This window comes from Bradyrhizobium sp. 25ACV (assembly GCF_054863005.1).
In genome coordinates, this window is record NZ_JAVAYO010000014.1 from 163,359 (window position 1) to 177,603 (window position 14,245).

Below are 14,245 nucleotides of genomic sequence, written 5' to 3' on the forward strand. Positions count from 1 at the left end.
ATCTGGAGTCACAGCTCCATCACCGTCATCCTGAGGTGGCCGCTTCTTCAGCGGCCCTCGCAGGACGACGGCCCGGCTGCATCGGGGCCGTACATCCTTCGAGGCTCCCCGCGCGACGCGTTGCGTCCCGCGGCTCGCGCCTCAGGATGACGGACTACTAACCAACAAAAACAACAGGAAACGCCAATCGTGTATGACTTCATTATCGTGGGCGGCGGCTCGGCGGGGTCCGTGCTGGCCCACCGGCTCTCCGCGAAGAGTGCCAACAAGGTCCTGCTGTGCGAAGCCGGCCAGGACACGCCGCCCGGCAACGAGCCGGCCGAGATCAGGGACAGCTATCCGGGCACGGCCTATTTCGATCCGCGCTTCCACTGGACCGAGCTCAAGGTCACGACGCAGGTCGTCAGCCACAACAACCCGCACGTGGGCCGGCCTCCCTTGCGCAAATACGAGCAGGCGCGCGTGCTCGGCGGCGGTTCGTCGATCAACGGCCAGATGGCCAACCGCGGCGCTCCCACCGATTACGACGAATGGGACGCGCGCGGCGCCGAGGGGTGGACCTGGAACGACGTGCTGCCCTTCTTCAAGAAAGTCGAGCGCGATCTCGATTTCGACGGACCGTACCATGGCAAGGATGGCCGGATCCCGGTCCGCCGCATCCCGCGCGAGCACTGGACGCGGCATTCGCAGGCCTTCGCCGAGGCCTTCCAGCAGGCCGGCCACCGATTCCTGCCGGACCAGAACGGCGAGTTCGTCGACGGCTTCTTCCCGGTGACGCATTCGAACCAGGCCGAGCAACGCGTCTCCGCCGCGATGGGCTATCTCGATCGCGACACCCGCCAGCGCGCCAATCTCACCATCTCCACCACCACGCAAGTGCGCGAGCTGGTGTTCGAGGGGACGCGCTGCGTCGGCGTGAAGGCCGTCGTGGACGGACGCGAGCAGGAATTCCGTGGACGCGAGATCATCCTCTCCAGCGGCGCCATCCATTCGCCGGCGCATCTGTTGCGCGCCGGCATCGGGCCGGTCGGCCACCTCAAGGATCTCGGCATTCCCGTGCTGATGGGACTGCCGGGCGTCGGCCAGCGCCTGATGGATCATCCCTCGATCTCGCTGTCGTCCTTTGTTCGCCGCGGCGCGCGCATGAACGAGCACACCAGGCGCCACATGCAGCTGGGCCTGCGCTATTCCTCCGGTCTCGCCGGCGTGCCGAAGGGCGACATGTTCGTCGTCTTGCTCTCCAAGTCGGCCTGGCATGCGGTCGGCGAGCAGATCGGCTCGCTGCTGACCTTCGTCAACAAGACCTATTCCGAGACCGGACAGGTCAAGCTGGCCGCGCGCGATCCCTCGGCAGAGCCGATCGTCGAGTTCAATCTGTTGTCCGACCGGCGCGATCTCGATCGCTTGATGAGCGGCTTCCGCAAGATGGCGGCGGTGCAGATGAGCGACGTGGTGAGGGCGGTGACGGACAAGCCGTTCCCGGCCGCCTACACGGACAAGGTCCGCAAGATCGGCGTGGTCAACACCAAGAACAGGATCCTGACCAAGATCGCCGCGACGCTGATGGACGGGCCGGCCGCGCTGCGCCACTACATGATCGACAATTTCGTGGTTGAAGGTTTCACCTTCGATCAGGTGATGAACGACGACGAGGCGCTGGAAGCCTTCGTGCGCAAGGCGACCATCGGCGTGTGGCACGCTTCCTGCTCATGCCGCATGGGCCGCGCCGACGATCCGATGGCGGTGGTCGACAATCAGGGCCGCGTCAAGGGCATCCAGGGCCTGCGCGTCGTCGACGCCTCGATCTTTCCGGTGGTGCCATGCGCCAACACCAACTTTCCCGTGTTGATGTCGGCGGAGAAGATCGCGGCAGCGATGATGCAGTGAATAGCGGCGTTGTGCCGATCAGGGCAGCGCAGTGACGAGGAGAGCTTGCTGCAGAATCCACGACGAATGCGCACTGGACTTGATTGCATGCGGTGCGTTGGACACGTCGAGCGTTCATTCGTTCTCTGCGAGTTAATCATTTCGATCGCTATTTGTAGGCTATGATGATTGCAGACAGCGTCGGGCAAGGGCTGCCATTTTCAGCCGCTCTTTAGGCCCATTTCAGCCAAACTGTTATTGGTTTCTCGTTGCTTGGGGCAGGACCACTCTATTTTGGAGTCCTGCAATGTACAGGCTAGTAATTTCTGCGTATCTCTTCGTTGTCTTGAGCTCTGTTACTTCGGAAGCGCGACCTTATCGCATTCATCATGCTTCCGAATGCAATGTCACCATGCCCTGCGACTTCTCGTATTCGCAGATGCAACGCGAGCGGACTTTCAAGTCTTCACTTACTTCCAGATCCTCACTGAATTCCACGCCGTCACTGCAAGCGTACCGCTCGACGCAGCTGACAGTGACTGATGCTGGGGGCGCCGCCACGCCGGCGACCGTCTCCGGTGTCTCCGGGGCTCGCGTCGTCGGTGGTCGTCCGGCAGGTTGCCCTTCGTCCTTCTGCGGCTGCGGCGCGGCTCTGCGCGTGTTCGGTCGTATCGTGCCGGAATTGAATCTTGCGGCCAATTGGCTGCGCTTTCCGCGGACATCACCGGCACCGGGAATGGTTGCTGCGCGACGAGGACACGTTTTCGTTCTGGAGCAGCACCTCGGAGGCGATGTCTGGATGGCTTATGATGCCAACTCGGGCGGACACACCACGCGAATCCACGCACGTTCACTGCGAGGGTATGCGATCGTCAATCCGCGCGGCGGTTCGGCGGCTTGAGGACTGAGGACACCACTCTCGACAAGATCGCGGGCGGGTAGCAACATCGTTGCGACCCGCCCATGCTGGACCAATCGTTGATGCGGGGCGGAGCGTCGGTCAGAGCCGCAGCACCTTGCCGGGATTCATGATGTTCTGCGGATCGAGCGCGCGCTTGATGGTCCGCATGATGTCGAGCTCGGTCTTCGAGCGGTAATGGCTGAGCTCGTCGAGCTTGTCGATGCCGATGCCGTGCTCTGCCGAGATCGAGCCATCCATCGAGGTGACGAGATCGTTCACGGCCCGCGTGATGGCGCCCTTGTATTGGGTCAGCGTCTGCTGATCCATGCCGGTCGGCCCCATGAACGAAAAATGCAGATTGCCATCGCCGATGTGCCCCAAAGGATAGGGCCTGATGGTCGGGAGAATGTCGAGCACGGCCTTGGTGCCCTTGGCGATGAACTCCGGAATCCCTGAGATGGCCACCGACACATCAAAGCTGAGCCCCGGACCTTCGGCCCGGGAGGCCTCGGCGACACTTTCACGGATGCGCCACATGTTGCGCGATTGACCGACCGTGTGGGCGATCACCGCATCGAGCACGCGGCCGGCCTCGAGTTGATCGGCGAGAAACTGCTCCATCTTCTCGGACATGCCCTCGGTGCCGTCCTGGCGCGCCCGCGAGGACGACCATTCCAGCAGCAGGTACCATGGCGTGTCGGCCTTGAGGGGATCCTGGGCGCCGGGAATATGGCGCAGCACCATGTCGATGGCGGCGCGGCTCAACAGCTCGCAAGAGCCGACATTGTCTCCGGATGCCGCGTGCGCTTCCGACAGGATCTCCAGGGCCGCGCGCGGATCGCGGATCGCCAGCCACGATGTAGAGACGTCCTTCGGCGCCGGCCACAGCTTGAGCACGGCCTTGGTGATGATGCCCAGCGTGCCTTCGGCGCCCATGAAGAGGTGCTTGAGGTCATAGCCGGTGTTGTCCTTCTTGAGCGCGCGCAATCCGTCCCAGACCTCGCCGTTTGCCAGCACGACCTCGAGCCCCAGCACGAGATTGCGGGCATTGCCATAGCGCAGCACCTGCACGCCGCCGGCGTTGGTCGACAGATTGCCTCCGATCATGCACGAGCCCTGGGCGCCGAGGCTGAGCGGCAGGAACCTGTCGTGCCGGCTTGCCGTCTCCTGAAGCGTCTGCAGCACGCAGCCGGCCTCGACCGTCATCGCGTAGCCGACGGGATCGACGTCCAGCACGCGGTTCATGCGGCCGAGCGACAACACGATGCCGGTGTGTGCAGGCCAGGGCGTCGCTCCGCCCATCAGGCCGGTGTTGCCGCCCTGCGGCACGACGGCGACGCCGTGCTCATGGCAAAGCCGGACCACTTTCGAAACTTCCTCGGTGCTGCCAGGACGAACAACGGCGCCGGCACCGCCAACCAGCAATCCCCGCCAATCCGTCACGAACGGCTGCTTGCCGTGCTCGTCCTCGATGAGGCCCTTTTCACCCACGATCGCGCGCAACGCATCGCGCATCTCGGCAGTCAAGGGAGCGGTCGGAATGGTGGGTTCGGACGACGGGAAGGCAGTCGGCATTTTCGTTTCCCCTGGCGCATCTTGGTGTGCACTGCGCACGTGACGTGCCCGGGTATTGTCCACGTTTGGTGCGGGGAGTCTAACGGCAAGATGTCTCGAATCTGGAGCCGGTGACGAATGCGGTCCGCGGGAGATTTGAGGCATGGGAGGGAGAGGGTTGATTTGGCAAACCGATCGGTCTAATAAATCTTCATGAACAGAGCAGCCTCGGTTTCAGAGCCGCGCCGACGGGGCCGTCCTCCCAAGGACCAGTCGCAGCCGAACGCGCCGCGCGCGCGTCTGTTGCGGACGGGCGTTGCGATTCTGACCGAGAAGGGATTCAGCGCCGTCGGCGTCGAGGAGATCCTTGACTCCGCCGACGTGCCGAAAGGGTCATTCTATCACTACTTCGGCAGCAAGGAGGCTTTCGGCCTCGAACTGATCGATGCCTACGCCGCCTATTTCGCCCGCAAGCTGGATCGATGGTTCGACGATGCAGCGCGGGCGCCGCTGGACCGCCTGCGCGATTTCATCGCAGACGCGCGGTCGGGCATGGCTCGCTACGGTTATCGACGTGGCTGTCTCGTCGGCAATCTCGGACAAGAGATGGGGGCGCTGCCGGAGCCGTTCCGAAAGCGCCTGGCCGCCGTCTTCAGGGACTGGGAAGCGCGGACCTCGCGCTGCCTCCGCGCGGCGCAGCAGGCGGGCGACATCCCCGAAGGCGTCGACTGCGACAGCCTCGCGCATTTCTTCTGGATCGGCTGGGAGGGCGCGGTGCTGCGGGCGAAGCTGGAAAGACGCCCCGACGCGCTCGACGTCTTCGCGCGAGGATTTCTCGCGATGATCCAGGCGAAGGAACGCGTGATCGTACCGATTTCCATCGACGAGTAACAAGGATAACCAGGCCATGACCCAGGCACTTGCAATTAGTCGCTTCCCTGTCCCTGATCTGGCCGACATGCCGGAGGACATCCGCGCCCGCATCGTCGCCGTCCAGGAGAAGTCCGGCTTCATCCCGAACGTCTTTCTCGTGCTGGCGCACCGGCCGGACGAGTTTCGCGCATTTTTTGCCTATCACGACGCGCTCATGGACAAGCCCGGCAACCTCACCAAGGCCGAGCGGGAAATGATCGTGGTTGCGACCAGCAACCTCAATCAATGCCAGTATTGCGTCATCGCGCACGGCGCGATCCTGCGCATCCGCGCCAAGGATCCGCTGATTGCCGATCAGGTCGCGGTCAATTACCGCAAGGCGGATATCACCGACCGGCAGAAGGCGATGCTCGACTTCGCCGTGCGCGTGTCGACCGAGGCCTACAACGTGTCCGAGTCCGATTTCGCCACGCTGAAATCGCACGGGTTCACGGAAGACGACATCTGGGACATTGCCGCGATCTCGGCCTTCTTCGGCCTCTCCAACCGGCTTGCCAACGTCACGAGCATGCGTCCGAACCCGGAATTCTATAACATGGGACGCGGCTGACCGGGCCGACGGACCTGTTCGGCAAGCACGCTTGTCCGCGGACATGGAGAACGGACATGGAGCTCTCATCCCAGCAGCTGGCGCTGAAGGAGAGGGCTGCTGCGCTCTCCAACGAGACGATCCGCAAACGTGCTGCCGACATCGACCGGTCGCGTGAATATCCATGGGACGTCGTCGAGGCGCTGAAGGCCGAGCGCTTCATGGGAATGACCATTCCGGTCGAATATGGCGGCGAGGGTCGGAGCTTCCTCGACACGGTGCTGGTCATCGAGGAAATCGCCCGGTCCTGTACCGTGTCTGCGCGCATCGTGGTCGAGGCCAACATGGGCGCCATCTCGACTGTGATGGCCTATGGGACCGATGCGCAGAAAAAGCTCGCCGCCGATCTCGTCCTGGATGGCGACAAGCCGGCCATTTGCATCACGGAGCCCGACGCGGGCAGTGACGCGAGCGGAATGACGACGCGAGCCGACAAACGTGGCAACCGCTATGTTCTCAACGGCAAGAAGCACTGGATCACCGGCGCCGGGGTCTCCCGCCTCCATTTGATCTTTGCGCGCGTGTTCGACGAGAGCGGAGAGGAGCTGGGCGTCGGCGGCTTCCTGGCGGTACGCGGCGAGGCGGAAGGGCTCCGCGTCAGCAAGCGCGAGACGACGATGGGACTGTGCGGCATGCCCGAGGGCGAGCTCGTCTTCGAGGACCTCGAGATCACGCCGGACATGGTGGTGCTGCCGCCGTCAGGCTTCAAGCGCGGCTTCGCCGACCTCATCAATGCCTACAACAGCCAGCGTGTCGGCGCCGGCACGGTCGCCATGGGGATTGCGGCCGGCGCGCTGGAGCACGCCATCGCATGGGCGAAGACGCGCGAGCAGTTCGGCCGGCCGATCGGCGAATTTCAGGGGCTGCACTGGATGCTCGCAGATATGCAGACGCAGCTGACCGCATCGCGCCTGATGCTGCACGCTGCGGCAGCTTCACGCGGGCCGGGCGGCAGCGCATTCCCCGATCCCATGCTTGCCGCCCAGGCGAAGATCTTCGCCTCGGAAGCCGCCATCAAGATCGTCAACGACGCCCTGCAGGTGTTCGGAGCCCGCGGCTATTCGCGCGACTTTCCGCTCGAACGGATGGCGCGCGATGTCCGCATGTTCACGATCGGGGGCGGCACGGCCCAGGTGCTGCGCACATTGGTTGCCAGCAAGGTCCTGGGCTGGAAGCTGCCGCAGACGCGCGATGGCTACGTCGTGTCAAGGGACCTTGCGGCAAAGGACTAGGGCGCTATCGTGCGCGACGCGGCGTGTTGATCGGGAGCCGAGGGAGAGAAGAGATGACAGACTTCGTAACGCCGCGAGAGATGGCGGAGATGATACCGTCGGGGTGCAAGCTCGGCCTGGCGCCGGACGATTACGCCGCGGCCCCGGGATTGGTTCGGATGCTGATCGATCGCGGCATTCGCGATCTCCATGTGGTCTGCGCGCCGATTGGCGGCATGCAAGTCGATATGCTGATCGGCGCCGGTGCCGTGGCGACGCTGGAGACGAGCGCCGTCAGTCTCGGCGAAGCGGGCGGCGCGCCCTGTTTCAGCCGGGCTGTGCGCGATGGATCCATTCGCCTCCGGGATGCCACCTGTCCGGCGGTGTTCGCAGGTCTGACGGCCGTGGAGAAGGGCGTGCCGTTCATGCCGATCCGCGGCATCATCGGCAGCGACGTCCTGGAGAAGCGCGACGATTGGAAGGTGACGTCCAATCCGTTCGATGACGCTGAGAAGATCGTCGTGGTCTCCGCGATCCAGCCCGACATCGCCCTGTTTCATGCACCTGAAGCGGACCGGTTCGGCAACGTCCGGCTGGGGCGCCGGCGCGAAACGATGCTGCTGGCCCATGCGTCGAAGAAGGCTTTCGTCACCGTCGAGCGCATCTCCGAGGTCTCGCTGCTCGACGACGAGAAAATGGCCGCGGGCGTCCTGCCCGCGATCTATGTGAGCGCGGTGGCACAGCTCGAGAAGGGTGCGTGGCCGACGGGGCTTTACGCGGAGTATCCCAGGGACGGGCAGGAAGTCGAGAAATACGCGCGAGCGGCGCGCTCGCCGGAGGGATTCCAGGCCTACGTTCGGGGCCTGGGGAGCGCGGCATGAGCGAGGCGTGCACCAGCCGCGAGTTGATGATCTATACGATCTCGCGGCTGCTGAAAGGCGTGCGGCATGTTGCAGTCGGTCAATCGTCGCCGATGCCGGCGGCGGGAGCGATGCTGTTGCGCGCGCTCAACCAGCGTGACGGATTGGAGCACGTGCAGGTCTCGATCCTCGGGTCGGTCAAGCACAATTCCTTCACCGGCGGTGCCGAGGAGCTGTTCGATTGCGCCGCGCAGGGGCGCCTCGACGCCTTCTTTCTCGGCGGCGGCCAGATCGACGGCCAGGGCAACGTCAATCTTGTTGGCACCGGCGACTATCCGAACAATCCGGTCAGGTGGCCCGGCTCGTTCGGCTCCGCCTACCTGTATTTCCTGGTGCCGCGGGTCATTCTGTTCCGTGAAGAGCACAGCCTGCGATCCCTGGTGGAGCACGTGGACTTCGTCTCCGCGCCTGGAGTCACCGACGAGACAGTCTATCGGCGAGGCGGTCCTCATGCGCTGCTGACCAATGCGGCGCTGTTTTCCTTCGACCGAGAGGCGGGACGCTTTCGCCTCGAGAGCAGCCATCCGGGATATGGTTGGCGCGACATTCGAGGCACGACGGGATTCTCGTACGACAACGAGCAATGCGAGGTCACGACGCCGCTGCCGGACGAGGCGACGTTGGCCTTGATCCGGGGCCGAATTCGCGAGGAACTGCGCGAGTGTTATCCGCAGTTTGCAGGCAATATGCCCGGTCCGACGGAGGCCAGGCGATAGCGTATGGTGTGCAGGATGCGGCGGCATCGGCACTCGGCTCCCTCTCCCGCTTGCGGGGGAGGGGCGGGGTGGGGGTGTCTCCGCGTCGGGATTGCTAGAGGATGGCCGAGGGCGTCCCTGCGCGGTGAGAGCCCTCACCCGCCGCGCTCTGTGAGCGCGTCGGCCTCTCCCGCAAGCGGGAGAGGCGGAGCAAGCCCGAAGGAACCCTTCGCTCGCTTGATGATCAACGCTTGGGAAGCGACGCCATCACCTCGCCCGCGTCTCCGTCCTCAAGGCAGGGCGTGACGGTCAACGGGAGCAGGTCAGACCATTGCGCGAGCCAACGGTACATGGCTTTTGGATCACTCGATTCAGAGATCGCAAATCCCTGTCCATTCATGCCATGCCAGCGACCCAGCAGCCCTCGGGTGGTGCGCCACCGGTCTCGAGAAAGCGGGCGACGGCTGCATTGAAGGTGCCTTGAGGTACGCTCCAGGTGGTTATGAATTTCATGCGATTCTCCCATGGCTAGAATTATCGGATGAATGTCGCGGCTGCGCCGCATGCGCACGATAGCGCCTGCGTATCGAATGACAACGGCGAATGAACACGCGCGTCGGTTTGATCCCTCCTGCTTTCTGCGCAAGCGCTGGTTTGGATGTAAGACGACTACTTGCCGTCGTTCCAGATGTCGGTGGCGAGCTTCCAGTCGTCTCCGACCTTCTCCCAGACGACGACATACTTTCCGGTCACGTCCTGCGGTGTCGATCCCTTGGTCTTCAGGACGAACGTGCCGATCTCACGGGCCGCGGAAGAACCGAGCGGCTTGACATCCACCGTTGTGAGCTTCGGATCGGTCACTTGTTCAGCCATGCTTTTCCACATGACCTCGATGGCAGGTCGGCCCTGCACCATCGGGGAGCCGGGCGGGAGCGCGGTCGCATCGGCGCTGTAGAGGGACGCAATCCCGGAAAAATCTCCCTTGTTGAACATCTCGATCCATTTCGCATTGTTTGCTTCGATCTCGGCCTTCTGAGCCAAAGCCGGCGCGCTCAACGCGATCACGATTGCAATCGCCGATGCAATGTTGCGCATGATCATCTCCAGACTCAATGTACGATACAGATACAGGGGCAGTCGTCTTGTCTCGACGTGGATGCATTGAATGGCCCATCCCAGACCGGGGCAGACGCAACGGCAATTCCGGAGAATTACCGTCAGCACCGTTGACGAAGCTTCGCTGTGGAAATTGACGGGCAATTGACCTGACGAGGACTCCATGTCGCGGCTCGAGCGCTTGACCAGGCGCGCTCTTTGTCCCTGGCAGGCGCGGCCCGAAGGGGAGCGACTTGCTCGAAACGATCTGCTGTTGCCCGCCCCCCGTGATTAGGGGAGGGACCCGAACGCCCATTACGCTATTGCATCGAATATTCAGTCACGGTGACACCCGCCCGCCGCCCGTCGGGCAAAACACCCTGTCAATCCCCCGACGCAAAAACATTCTTGTTTACCGAATTTCGGATATGTCGTATCAATGGCCCATCCCGCCCGCCATAAGGGGCGTTTCGCGATCGTCACGAGACGCGGGCCGGGAGGCGGTGGCCGCGACGGCGTCGGCGCGCTGGGCTGGCTGCAGGGCGGGAATCCCCGTGAGCAGCGGCACGCGCGATACGACACGGCGCTGACGGCGTCCTCGGTTCGGCCTCGATGGTGAGCGCACGCAAGCCATCGGGGACAGGAACGGGGATGTGCGCGGACGGCAAAATCGTGTGGTCCTGACGCCCGGGGTCTGTGCGTCAAGTGTTGCGGTGATGTTGCGGCCCAACCGGGTCTGCACATCAGTCATCCGCAAGGCGACGGGGGCAATAGTGCATCGCTCCCCGGGGAGAGCACGACATAAGCCGTAAAGCCATTCGCGCAGGGAAGGCCGGTCGCCCGGCTACACCTGTTGTCCACCCCGTGCGCGTCTTGTTCGCACACGGGACCGCGGGTGCCAGCCGGCGCCCGGCCTTCCCTGCGCCCTTTCTGAACAAGAAGGGCAACGAAGAGAGCAAAGCTCGGGCGAAATGGGTCGCGAGAATGCGACAGTGTGTCTTCTGAATGGATCATGTTTTATGGGCAGTCTCGTGCCCCGGACGCAGCGCAGCGTCCCCCTGGCGATGCAAAGCATCGTCCAGAAGGACGATGCGCTGCAGAGCCGGGGCCTATGTTGCGACGGACCGCGCAGTGTCTGGGTCCCGGCTCTGCGCAGCAATGTTACGCATTGCAGCGCGTCCGGGACACGAGGGCTCCTATGCGCTCTCCGTCTCCCGGTGCACGTCGTGTACGACGAGGCCCATGCCTTCCTCCGGCATCTTGATCCAGTCGCGGCGCTTCAGGGTGCGCTTGGTGTCCTCATAGCCGCTGGTCCAGTGCTCGCGCATCGAGGTGCCCGAGAATTCGTGGTCCTTGGCGTCGCCCTCATAGGCCTTCTGCTGGTAGATCAGATGCAGGATCGCGATCTCCGGCATGTGGCACAGGCTCGCCTTGAGCTTGCGCTCCTCGTCGGACAGCTGCTCGTCCGGCAACTTCGCCAGCGCCTTGTGGAGCAGGACCTTGAGATTGTGGGTGCGGCGATAGACGTCGGTGTTGTGGCGCGTGCGCGAGGAATACATGATGTCCTTGTGGCGGGCCATCACGTCCTGGATCGAGCGCGGCAGCACGCCGCGCGCGCTGAACAGGTCGACCTGGAACACCAGCGAATTGAGCGCATCCTCCTGGTCGAGCAGATGCTGCAGCGGCGTGTTGGAGACGATGCCGCCGTCCCAGAAATGATCGGTGCCGATCCGCACCATCGGCAGCGCCGGGGGCAGGGCGCCGGAGGCCATGATGTGCTCCGGCTCGATCTCGTCATGGGAATTGTCGAAATAGATGAAATTGCCCGAGAGCACGTTGACCGCGCCGACCGCGAAGCGGACCTTCTTCTCGTTGATGAGATCGAAGTCGACCAGCTCGAGCAGGCTCTCCTTCAGCGGCATCGTGTCGTAATAGCTGGTCGCGGTGCGCGCGCCGACCGGGCTGAACCAGGGGTTCATTTGGTGCGGGGTGAAGAAGCCCGGCTGTCCCATCGCCGAGGTCATCCAGGCGCTGGTGAGATTGCGCCACTGGCGGAAGATGTCGCCGTCGGGCGTGTAGTGCCAGATCTTGCGGTTGGTGATGCGCTCCCAGAAGATGCGCAGCGCCTCGAGCCGTTTCTCCGGCTTGTTGCCGGCGATGATGGCGGAGTTGATTGCGCCGATCGAGACACCGCAGACCCAGTCGGGCTCGATGCCGGCCTCGTGCAGCGCCTGATAGACGCCGGCCTGGTAGGCGCCGAGCGCGCCGCCGCCCTGCAGCACCAGCGCGACGCGATCGCAGCGCTCGGGCCGCCAGCCCCGCGAGGGCGCCTGATGTGTCTGATAGGTCGGTTGCGACGTGCGGGCGTCCATGGCGATGCCTCCTGCTTGCGCCAGACGATTGCGTCCCGTGGTGACGGCGTGATGACAAGGCGGTACCGATGCATCGCCGGCAATGCAGACCGACCACGCTGCAATGGCAGGGGGTCGTGCGCCTGACGGAAAAGCTTCACATCGCAGTCAATGAGGATCGCTAGCAATTGCCGCCGATCAGGATTCACAGGAGACCAGCGATGCGAAGCGAAGACGTGCTGAGACTTCCGTCCATGCCCGCGGCAGGGCCGAGCTATCCGGCCGGGCCGTATCGGTTCGTCAACCGCGAGTTCCTCGTCATCACCTACGAGACCGACCCGGAGCTGATCCGCGCCGGCCTGCCTGAGCCATTACAGCCGATCGACCAGCCGATCGTGCATTACGAATGGATCAGGATGCCGGATTCCTCCGGCTTCGGCAGCTACACCGAATCCGGCCTCGTCATCCCCGCGCGCCTCAACGGCGAGGACGTCAACTTCGTCTCGCAGATGTATCTCGACGACGATCCGCCGATCGCCGCCGGCCGCGAGATCTGGGGCTTTCCCAAGAAGTACGCCCATCCGAAACTCGAGATCGTCAAGGACACGCTGACGGGCACGCTGGAATATGCCGGCCAGCTCGTCGCCATGGGCACCATGGGCTACAAGCACGAGAGCATGGCCGGCAACGGCGATCTCACCCGCGCCACGCTGTCGAAAACCCAGATCAATCTGAAGATGATCCCGGGCGTGGACGGCCGTCTCGAGGTCTGCCAACTGGTCGCGATCAACCTCGTCGACATCGTGCCGAAGGGCTCCTGGATGGGGCCGGGCCGGCTGCATCTGGTGCCTCATGTCAACGCGCCGGTTGCGGATTTCCCGGTCCGCCGCTGCCTCGGCGCCCATCATTACATTGCCGATCTAACGCTGCCGTTCGGCCGCGTCGTGCACGACTACATCAGGCAAGCCGAGGCGGCCGCGACGGGGCTCGCGGCGGAATAGGGCGGCATCATCAAACTGTAACACTGGCGTAATTGAGTACCCGCGTGGGGTCCGGAAGATGCCGTCAGCCATCTTCCGGAATGGGGCAGTTGTTGGCGGTTGGGGTTGGCCATGGCTGAGCCGGCAAAGCTTGTCAGCGCACTATCGGACGGCGAACCCGCCATTCCCGGCCTGGTCTGGGCCTTCCGCCTGCACAGCGACGGCAGTGCCGAGGCGCTGCCGGTCGATCGGCCGATCGAGTTCAGCCATGACGGCCGGCTCTGGCTGCATTTCAACCTGACTGACGCGCGGGCGCGGCCCTGGATCGCGGCGTCGCAGCTGCCGCCGCTCGCGCGCGAGCTGCTGCTGTCGAGCGACACCTTCCAGCAGCTTCACCTCATCGATCACTGCGTCTATGGCGTGTTTTCCGACCTCGTGCGCGAGATCGACAGCGCGACGGAGGAGACCGCGTTCCTGCGCTTCGCCATGACCGAGCGGCTGCTGGTCTCCGGCCGCCACCAGGCGCTGTGCTCGGCGGACGCCGCGCGGCGGGTGCTCGAAGGCGGCTACCGCGTCGACAACGTCGCCCATCTGCTCGAAAAGATCGTCGACGAGGTCGCCGACACGCTTGACCGGATGGCCGACAAGCTTGGCCAGGAGATCGACGATATCGAGGAGCGCATCCTGGCCGACGACGCCAAGCCGGAGATGCGCCGCAATCTCGGCCGTCTGCGCCGCACTTGCGTGCGGCTGCATCGGCAGCTCACCGGATTGCGCACGCTGTTTCACCGTCTCGATCAGAAGAACACCGATCATTTGTCGCCGGCGTTGCGGATCCAGGCCGGCAAGCTCGCGCAGCGGCTCGATGGGCTCGATCACGACATCGTCGAGCTGCGCGAGCGCAGTCGCCTGCTGGAGGAAGAGCTGCGCTTCAAGAACGAGGAGGAGAGCAACCGCCATCTCCACACCCTCTCGATCGTGACCTCGCTGTTGTTGCCGCCGACGCTGATCACCGGCATCTTCGGCATGAACACCAAGGGCCTGCCGCTGACCGAGGTCGAGAGCGGATTCCTCTGGGCCGCGGTGCTGATGGCCTCCTCGGTTGCCGCGGCCTATCTGTTCATGCGGCGCACCGGTATCTTCAAGTAGC

Annotated in this window: 14 protein-coding genes; 9 read left to right on the top strand and 5 right to left on the bottom strand. The window is 64.0% G+C overall.

The window, feature by feature from the left end; all coding sequences use genetic code 11:
* Positions 1-189 precede the first annotated feature (189 nt).
* Positions 190-1,887 carry a GMC family oxidoreductase gene (locus RAD04_RS28520; protein ID WP_461626446.1) on the top strand — a complete coding sequence of 566 codons (1,698 nt, stop codon included), beginning with the start codon at positions 190-192 and terminating at the stop codon, positions 1,885-1,887.
* 286 nt (positions 1,888-2,173) lie between these two features.
* A complete protein-coding gene (locus RAD04_RS28525; protein ID WP_461618287.1) occupies positions 2,174-2,767 on the top strand; it encodes a hypothetical protein in 594 nt (197 codons plus the stop codon).
* Positions 2,768-2,866: 99 nt separating this feature from the next.
* On the opposite strand, the gene RAD04_RS28530 is transcribed toward RAD04_RS28525, so the two are convergent.
* Positions 2,867-4,342, bottom strand: a complete 1,476-nt coding sequence (locus tag RAD04_RS28530; RefSeq protein WP_461626447.1) for an FAD-binding oxidoreductase — start codon at positions 4,340-4,342, stop codon at positions 2,867-2,869.
* Between the two features lie 192 nt (positions 4,343-4,534).
* On the opposite strand from RAD04_RS28530, the gene acuR reads away from it, so the two are divergent.
* From acuR to RAD04_RS28555, 5 genes are read left to right on the top strand one after another with little or no spacing between them, the layout of a single operon-like run.
* Entirely contained in the window at positions 4,535-5,212 is a 678-nt protein-coding gene (acuR, locus tag RAD04_RS28535) for an acrylate utilization transcriptional regulator AcuR (protein WP_461626448.1), read from the top strand.
* 16 nt (positions 5,213-5,228) lie between these two features.
* Positions 5,229-5,804 (top strand): peroxidase-related enzyme, encoded by a 576-nt coding sequence (locus RAD04_RS28540; RefSeq protein ID WP_461626449.1) that lies wholly within the window; start codon positions 5,229-5,231, stop codon positions 5,802-5,804.
* Between the two features lie 56 nt (positions 5,805-5,860).
* A complete protein-coding gene (gene acdA / locus RAD04_RS28545; RefSeq protein WP_461626450.1) occupies positions 5,861-7,075 on the top strand; it encodes a 3-sulfinopropanoyl-CoA desulfinase in 1,215 nt (404 codons plus the stop codon).
* A gap of 53 nt (positions 7,076-7,128) precedes the next feature.
* The gene (locus RAD04_RS28550; protein ID WP_461626451.1) at positions 7,129-7,935 is read left to right on the top strand and encodes a CoA transferase subunit A; all 807 of its coding nucleotides are present in this window, start codon (positions 7,129-7,131) and stop codon (positions 7,933-7,935) included.
* On the top strand, positions 7,932-8,690 hold the full coding sequence (locus RAD04_RS28555; protein ID WP_461626452.1) for a CoA-transferase: 759 nt from the start codon (positions 7,932-7,934) through the stop codon (positions 8,688-8,690). Before RAD04_RS28550 ends, RAD04_RS28555 begins: the two co-directional genes overlap by 4 nt.
* Positions 8,691-8,913: 223 nt before the next feature.
* Here RAD04_RS28555 and RAD04_RS28560 read toward each other — a convergent pair whose 3' ends face one another.
* From RAD04_RS28560 to RAD04_RS28575, 4 genes are all read right to left on the bottom strand, one after another.
* On the bottom strand, positions 8,914-9,069 hold the full coding sequence (locus RAD04_RS28560) for a DUF3303 domain-containing protein (RefSeq protein WP_461626510.1): 156 nt from the start codon (positions 9,067-9,069) through the stop codon (positions 8,914-8,916).
* A complete protein-coding gene (locus RAD04_RS28565; RefSeq protein ID WP_461626514.1) occupies positions 9,066-9,182 on the bottom strand; it encodes a DUF3303 family protein in 117 nt (38 codons plus the stop codon). Before RAD04_RS28565 ends, RAD04_RS28560 begins: the two co-directional genes overlap by 4 nt.
* 156 nt (positions 9,183-9,338) lie before the next feature.
* Complete coding sequence (locus tag RAD04_RS28570) at positions 9,339-9,770, bottom strand: YybH family protein (RefSeq protein ID WP_461626453.1); 432 nt, start codon at positions 9,768-9,770, stop codon at positions 9,339-9,341.
* Positions 9,771-10,960: 1,190 nt separating this feature from the next.
* Positions 10,961-12,136, bottom strand: a complete 1,176-nt coding sequence (locus tag RAD04_RS28575) for a patatin-like phospholipase family protein (RefSeq protein ID WP_104463092.1) — start codon at positions 12,134-12,136, stop codon at positions 10,961-10,963.
* Positions 12,137-12,336: 200 nt separating this feature from the next.
* On the opposite strand from RAD04_RS28575, the gene RAD04_RS28580 reads away from it, so the two are divergent.
* Together RAD04_RS28580 and RAD04_RS28585 are read left to right on the top strand one after the other, a co-directional pair.
* Positions 12,337-13,116: an acetoacetate decarboxylase gene (locus RAD04_RS28580; RefSeq protein WP_461626454.1), complete on the top strand. Its 780-nt coding sequence runs from the start codon at positions 12,337-12,339 to the stop codon at positions 13,114-13,116.
* 111 nt (positions 13,117-13,227) lie between these two features.
* Positions 13,228-14,244, top strand: a complete 1,017-nt coding sequence (locus RAD04_RS28585) for a transporter (RefSeq protein WP_461626455.1) — start codon at positions 13,228-13,230, stop codon at positions 14,242-14,244.
* Position 14,245 lies beyond the last annotated feature (1 nt).

Bases quoted from the DNA above. Each gene is read 5' to 3' on its own strand.
- acdA (WP_461626450.1), top strand. From the start codon at position 5,861: ATGGAGCTCTCATCCCAGCAGCTGGCGCTGAAGGAGAGGGCTGCTGCG.
- RAD04_RS28525 (WP_461618287.1), top strand. From the start codon at position 2,174: ATGTACAGGCTAGTAATTTCTGCGTATCTCTTCGTTGTCTTGAGCTCT.
- RAD04_RS28560 (WP_461626510.1), bottom strand. From the start codon at position 9,069: ATGAATGGACAGGGATTTGCGATCTCTGAATCGAGTGATCCAAAAGCC.
- RAD04_RS28550 (WP_461626451.1), top strand. From the start codon at position 7,129: ATGACAGACTTCGTAACGCCGCGAGAGATGGCGGAGATGATACCGTCG.
- RAD04_RS28565 (WP_461626514.1), bottom strand. From the start codon at position 9,182: ATGAAATTCATAACCACCTGGAGCGTACCTCAAGGCACCTTCAATGCA.
- RAD04_RS28570 (WP_461626453.1), bottom strand. From the start codon at position 9,770: ATGATCATGCGCAACATTGCATCGGCGATTGCAATCGTGATCGCGTTG.
- RAD04_RS28575 (WP_104463092.1), bottom strand. From the start codon at position 12,136: ATGGACGCCCGCACGTCGCAACCGACCTATCAGACACATCAGGCGCCC.
- RAD04_RS28580 (WP_461626454.1), top strand. From the start codon at position 12,337: ATGCGAAGCGAAGACGTGCTGAGACTTCCGTCCATGCCCGCGGCAGGG.
- RAD04_RS28585 (WP_461626455.1), top strand. From the start codon at position 13,228: ATGGCTGAGCCGGCAAAGCTTGTCAGCGCACTATCGGACGGCGAACCC.
- RAD04_RS28540 (WP_461626449.1), top strand. From the start codon at position 5,229: ATGACCCAGGCACTTGCAATTAGTCGCTTCCCTGTCCCTGATCTGGCC.
- RAD04_RS28555 (WP_461626452.1), top strand. From the start codon at position 7,932: ATGAGCGAGGCGTGCACCAGCCGCGAGTTGATGATCTATACGATCTCG.
- acuR (WP_461626448.1), top strand. From the start codon at position 4,535: ATGAACAGAGCAGCCTCGGTTTCAGAGCCGCGCCGACGGGGCCGTCCT.
- RAD04_RS28530 (WP_461626447.1), bottom strand. From the start codon at position 4,342: ATGCCGACTGCCTTCCCGTCGTCCGAACCCACCATTCCGACCGCTCCC.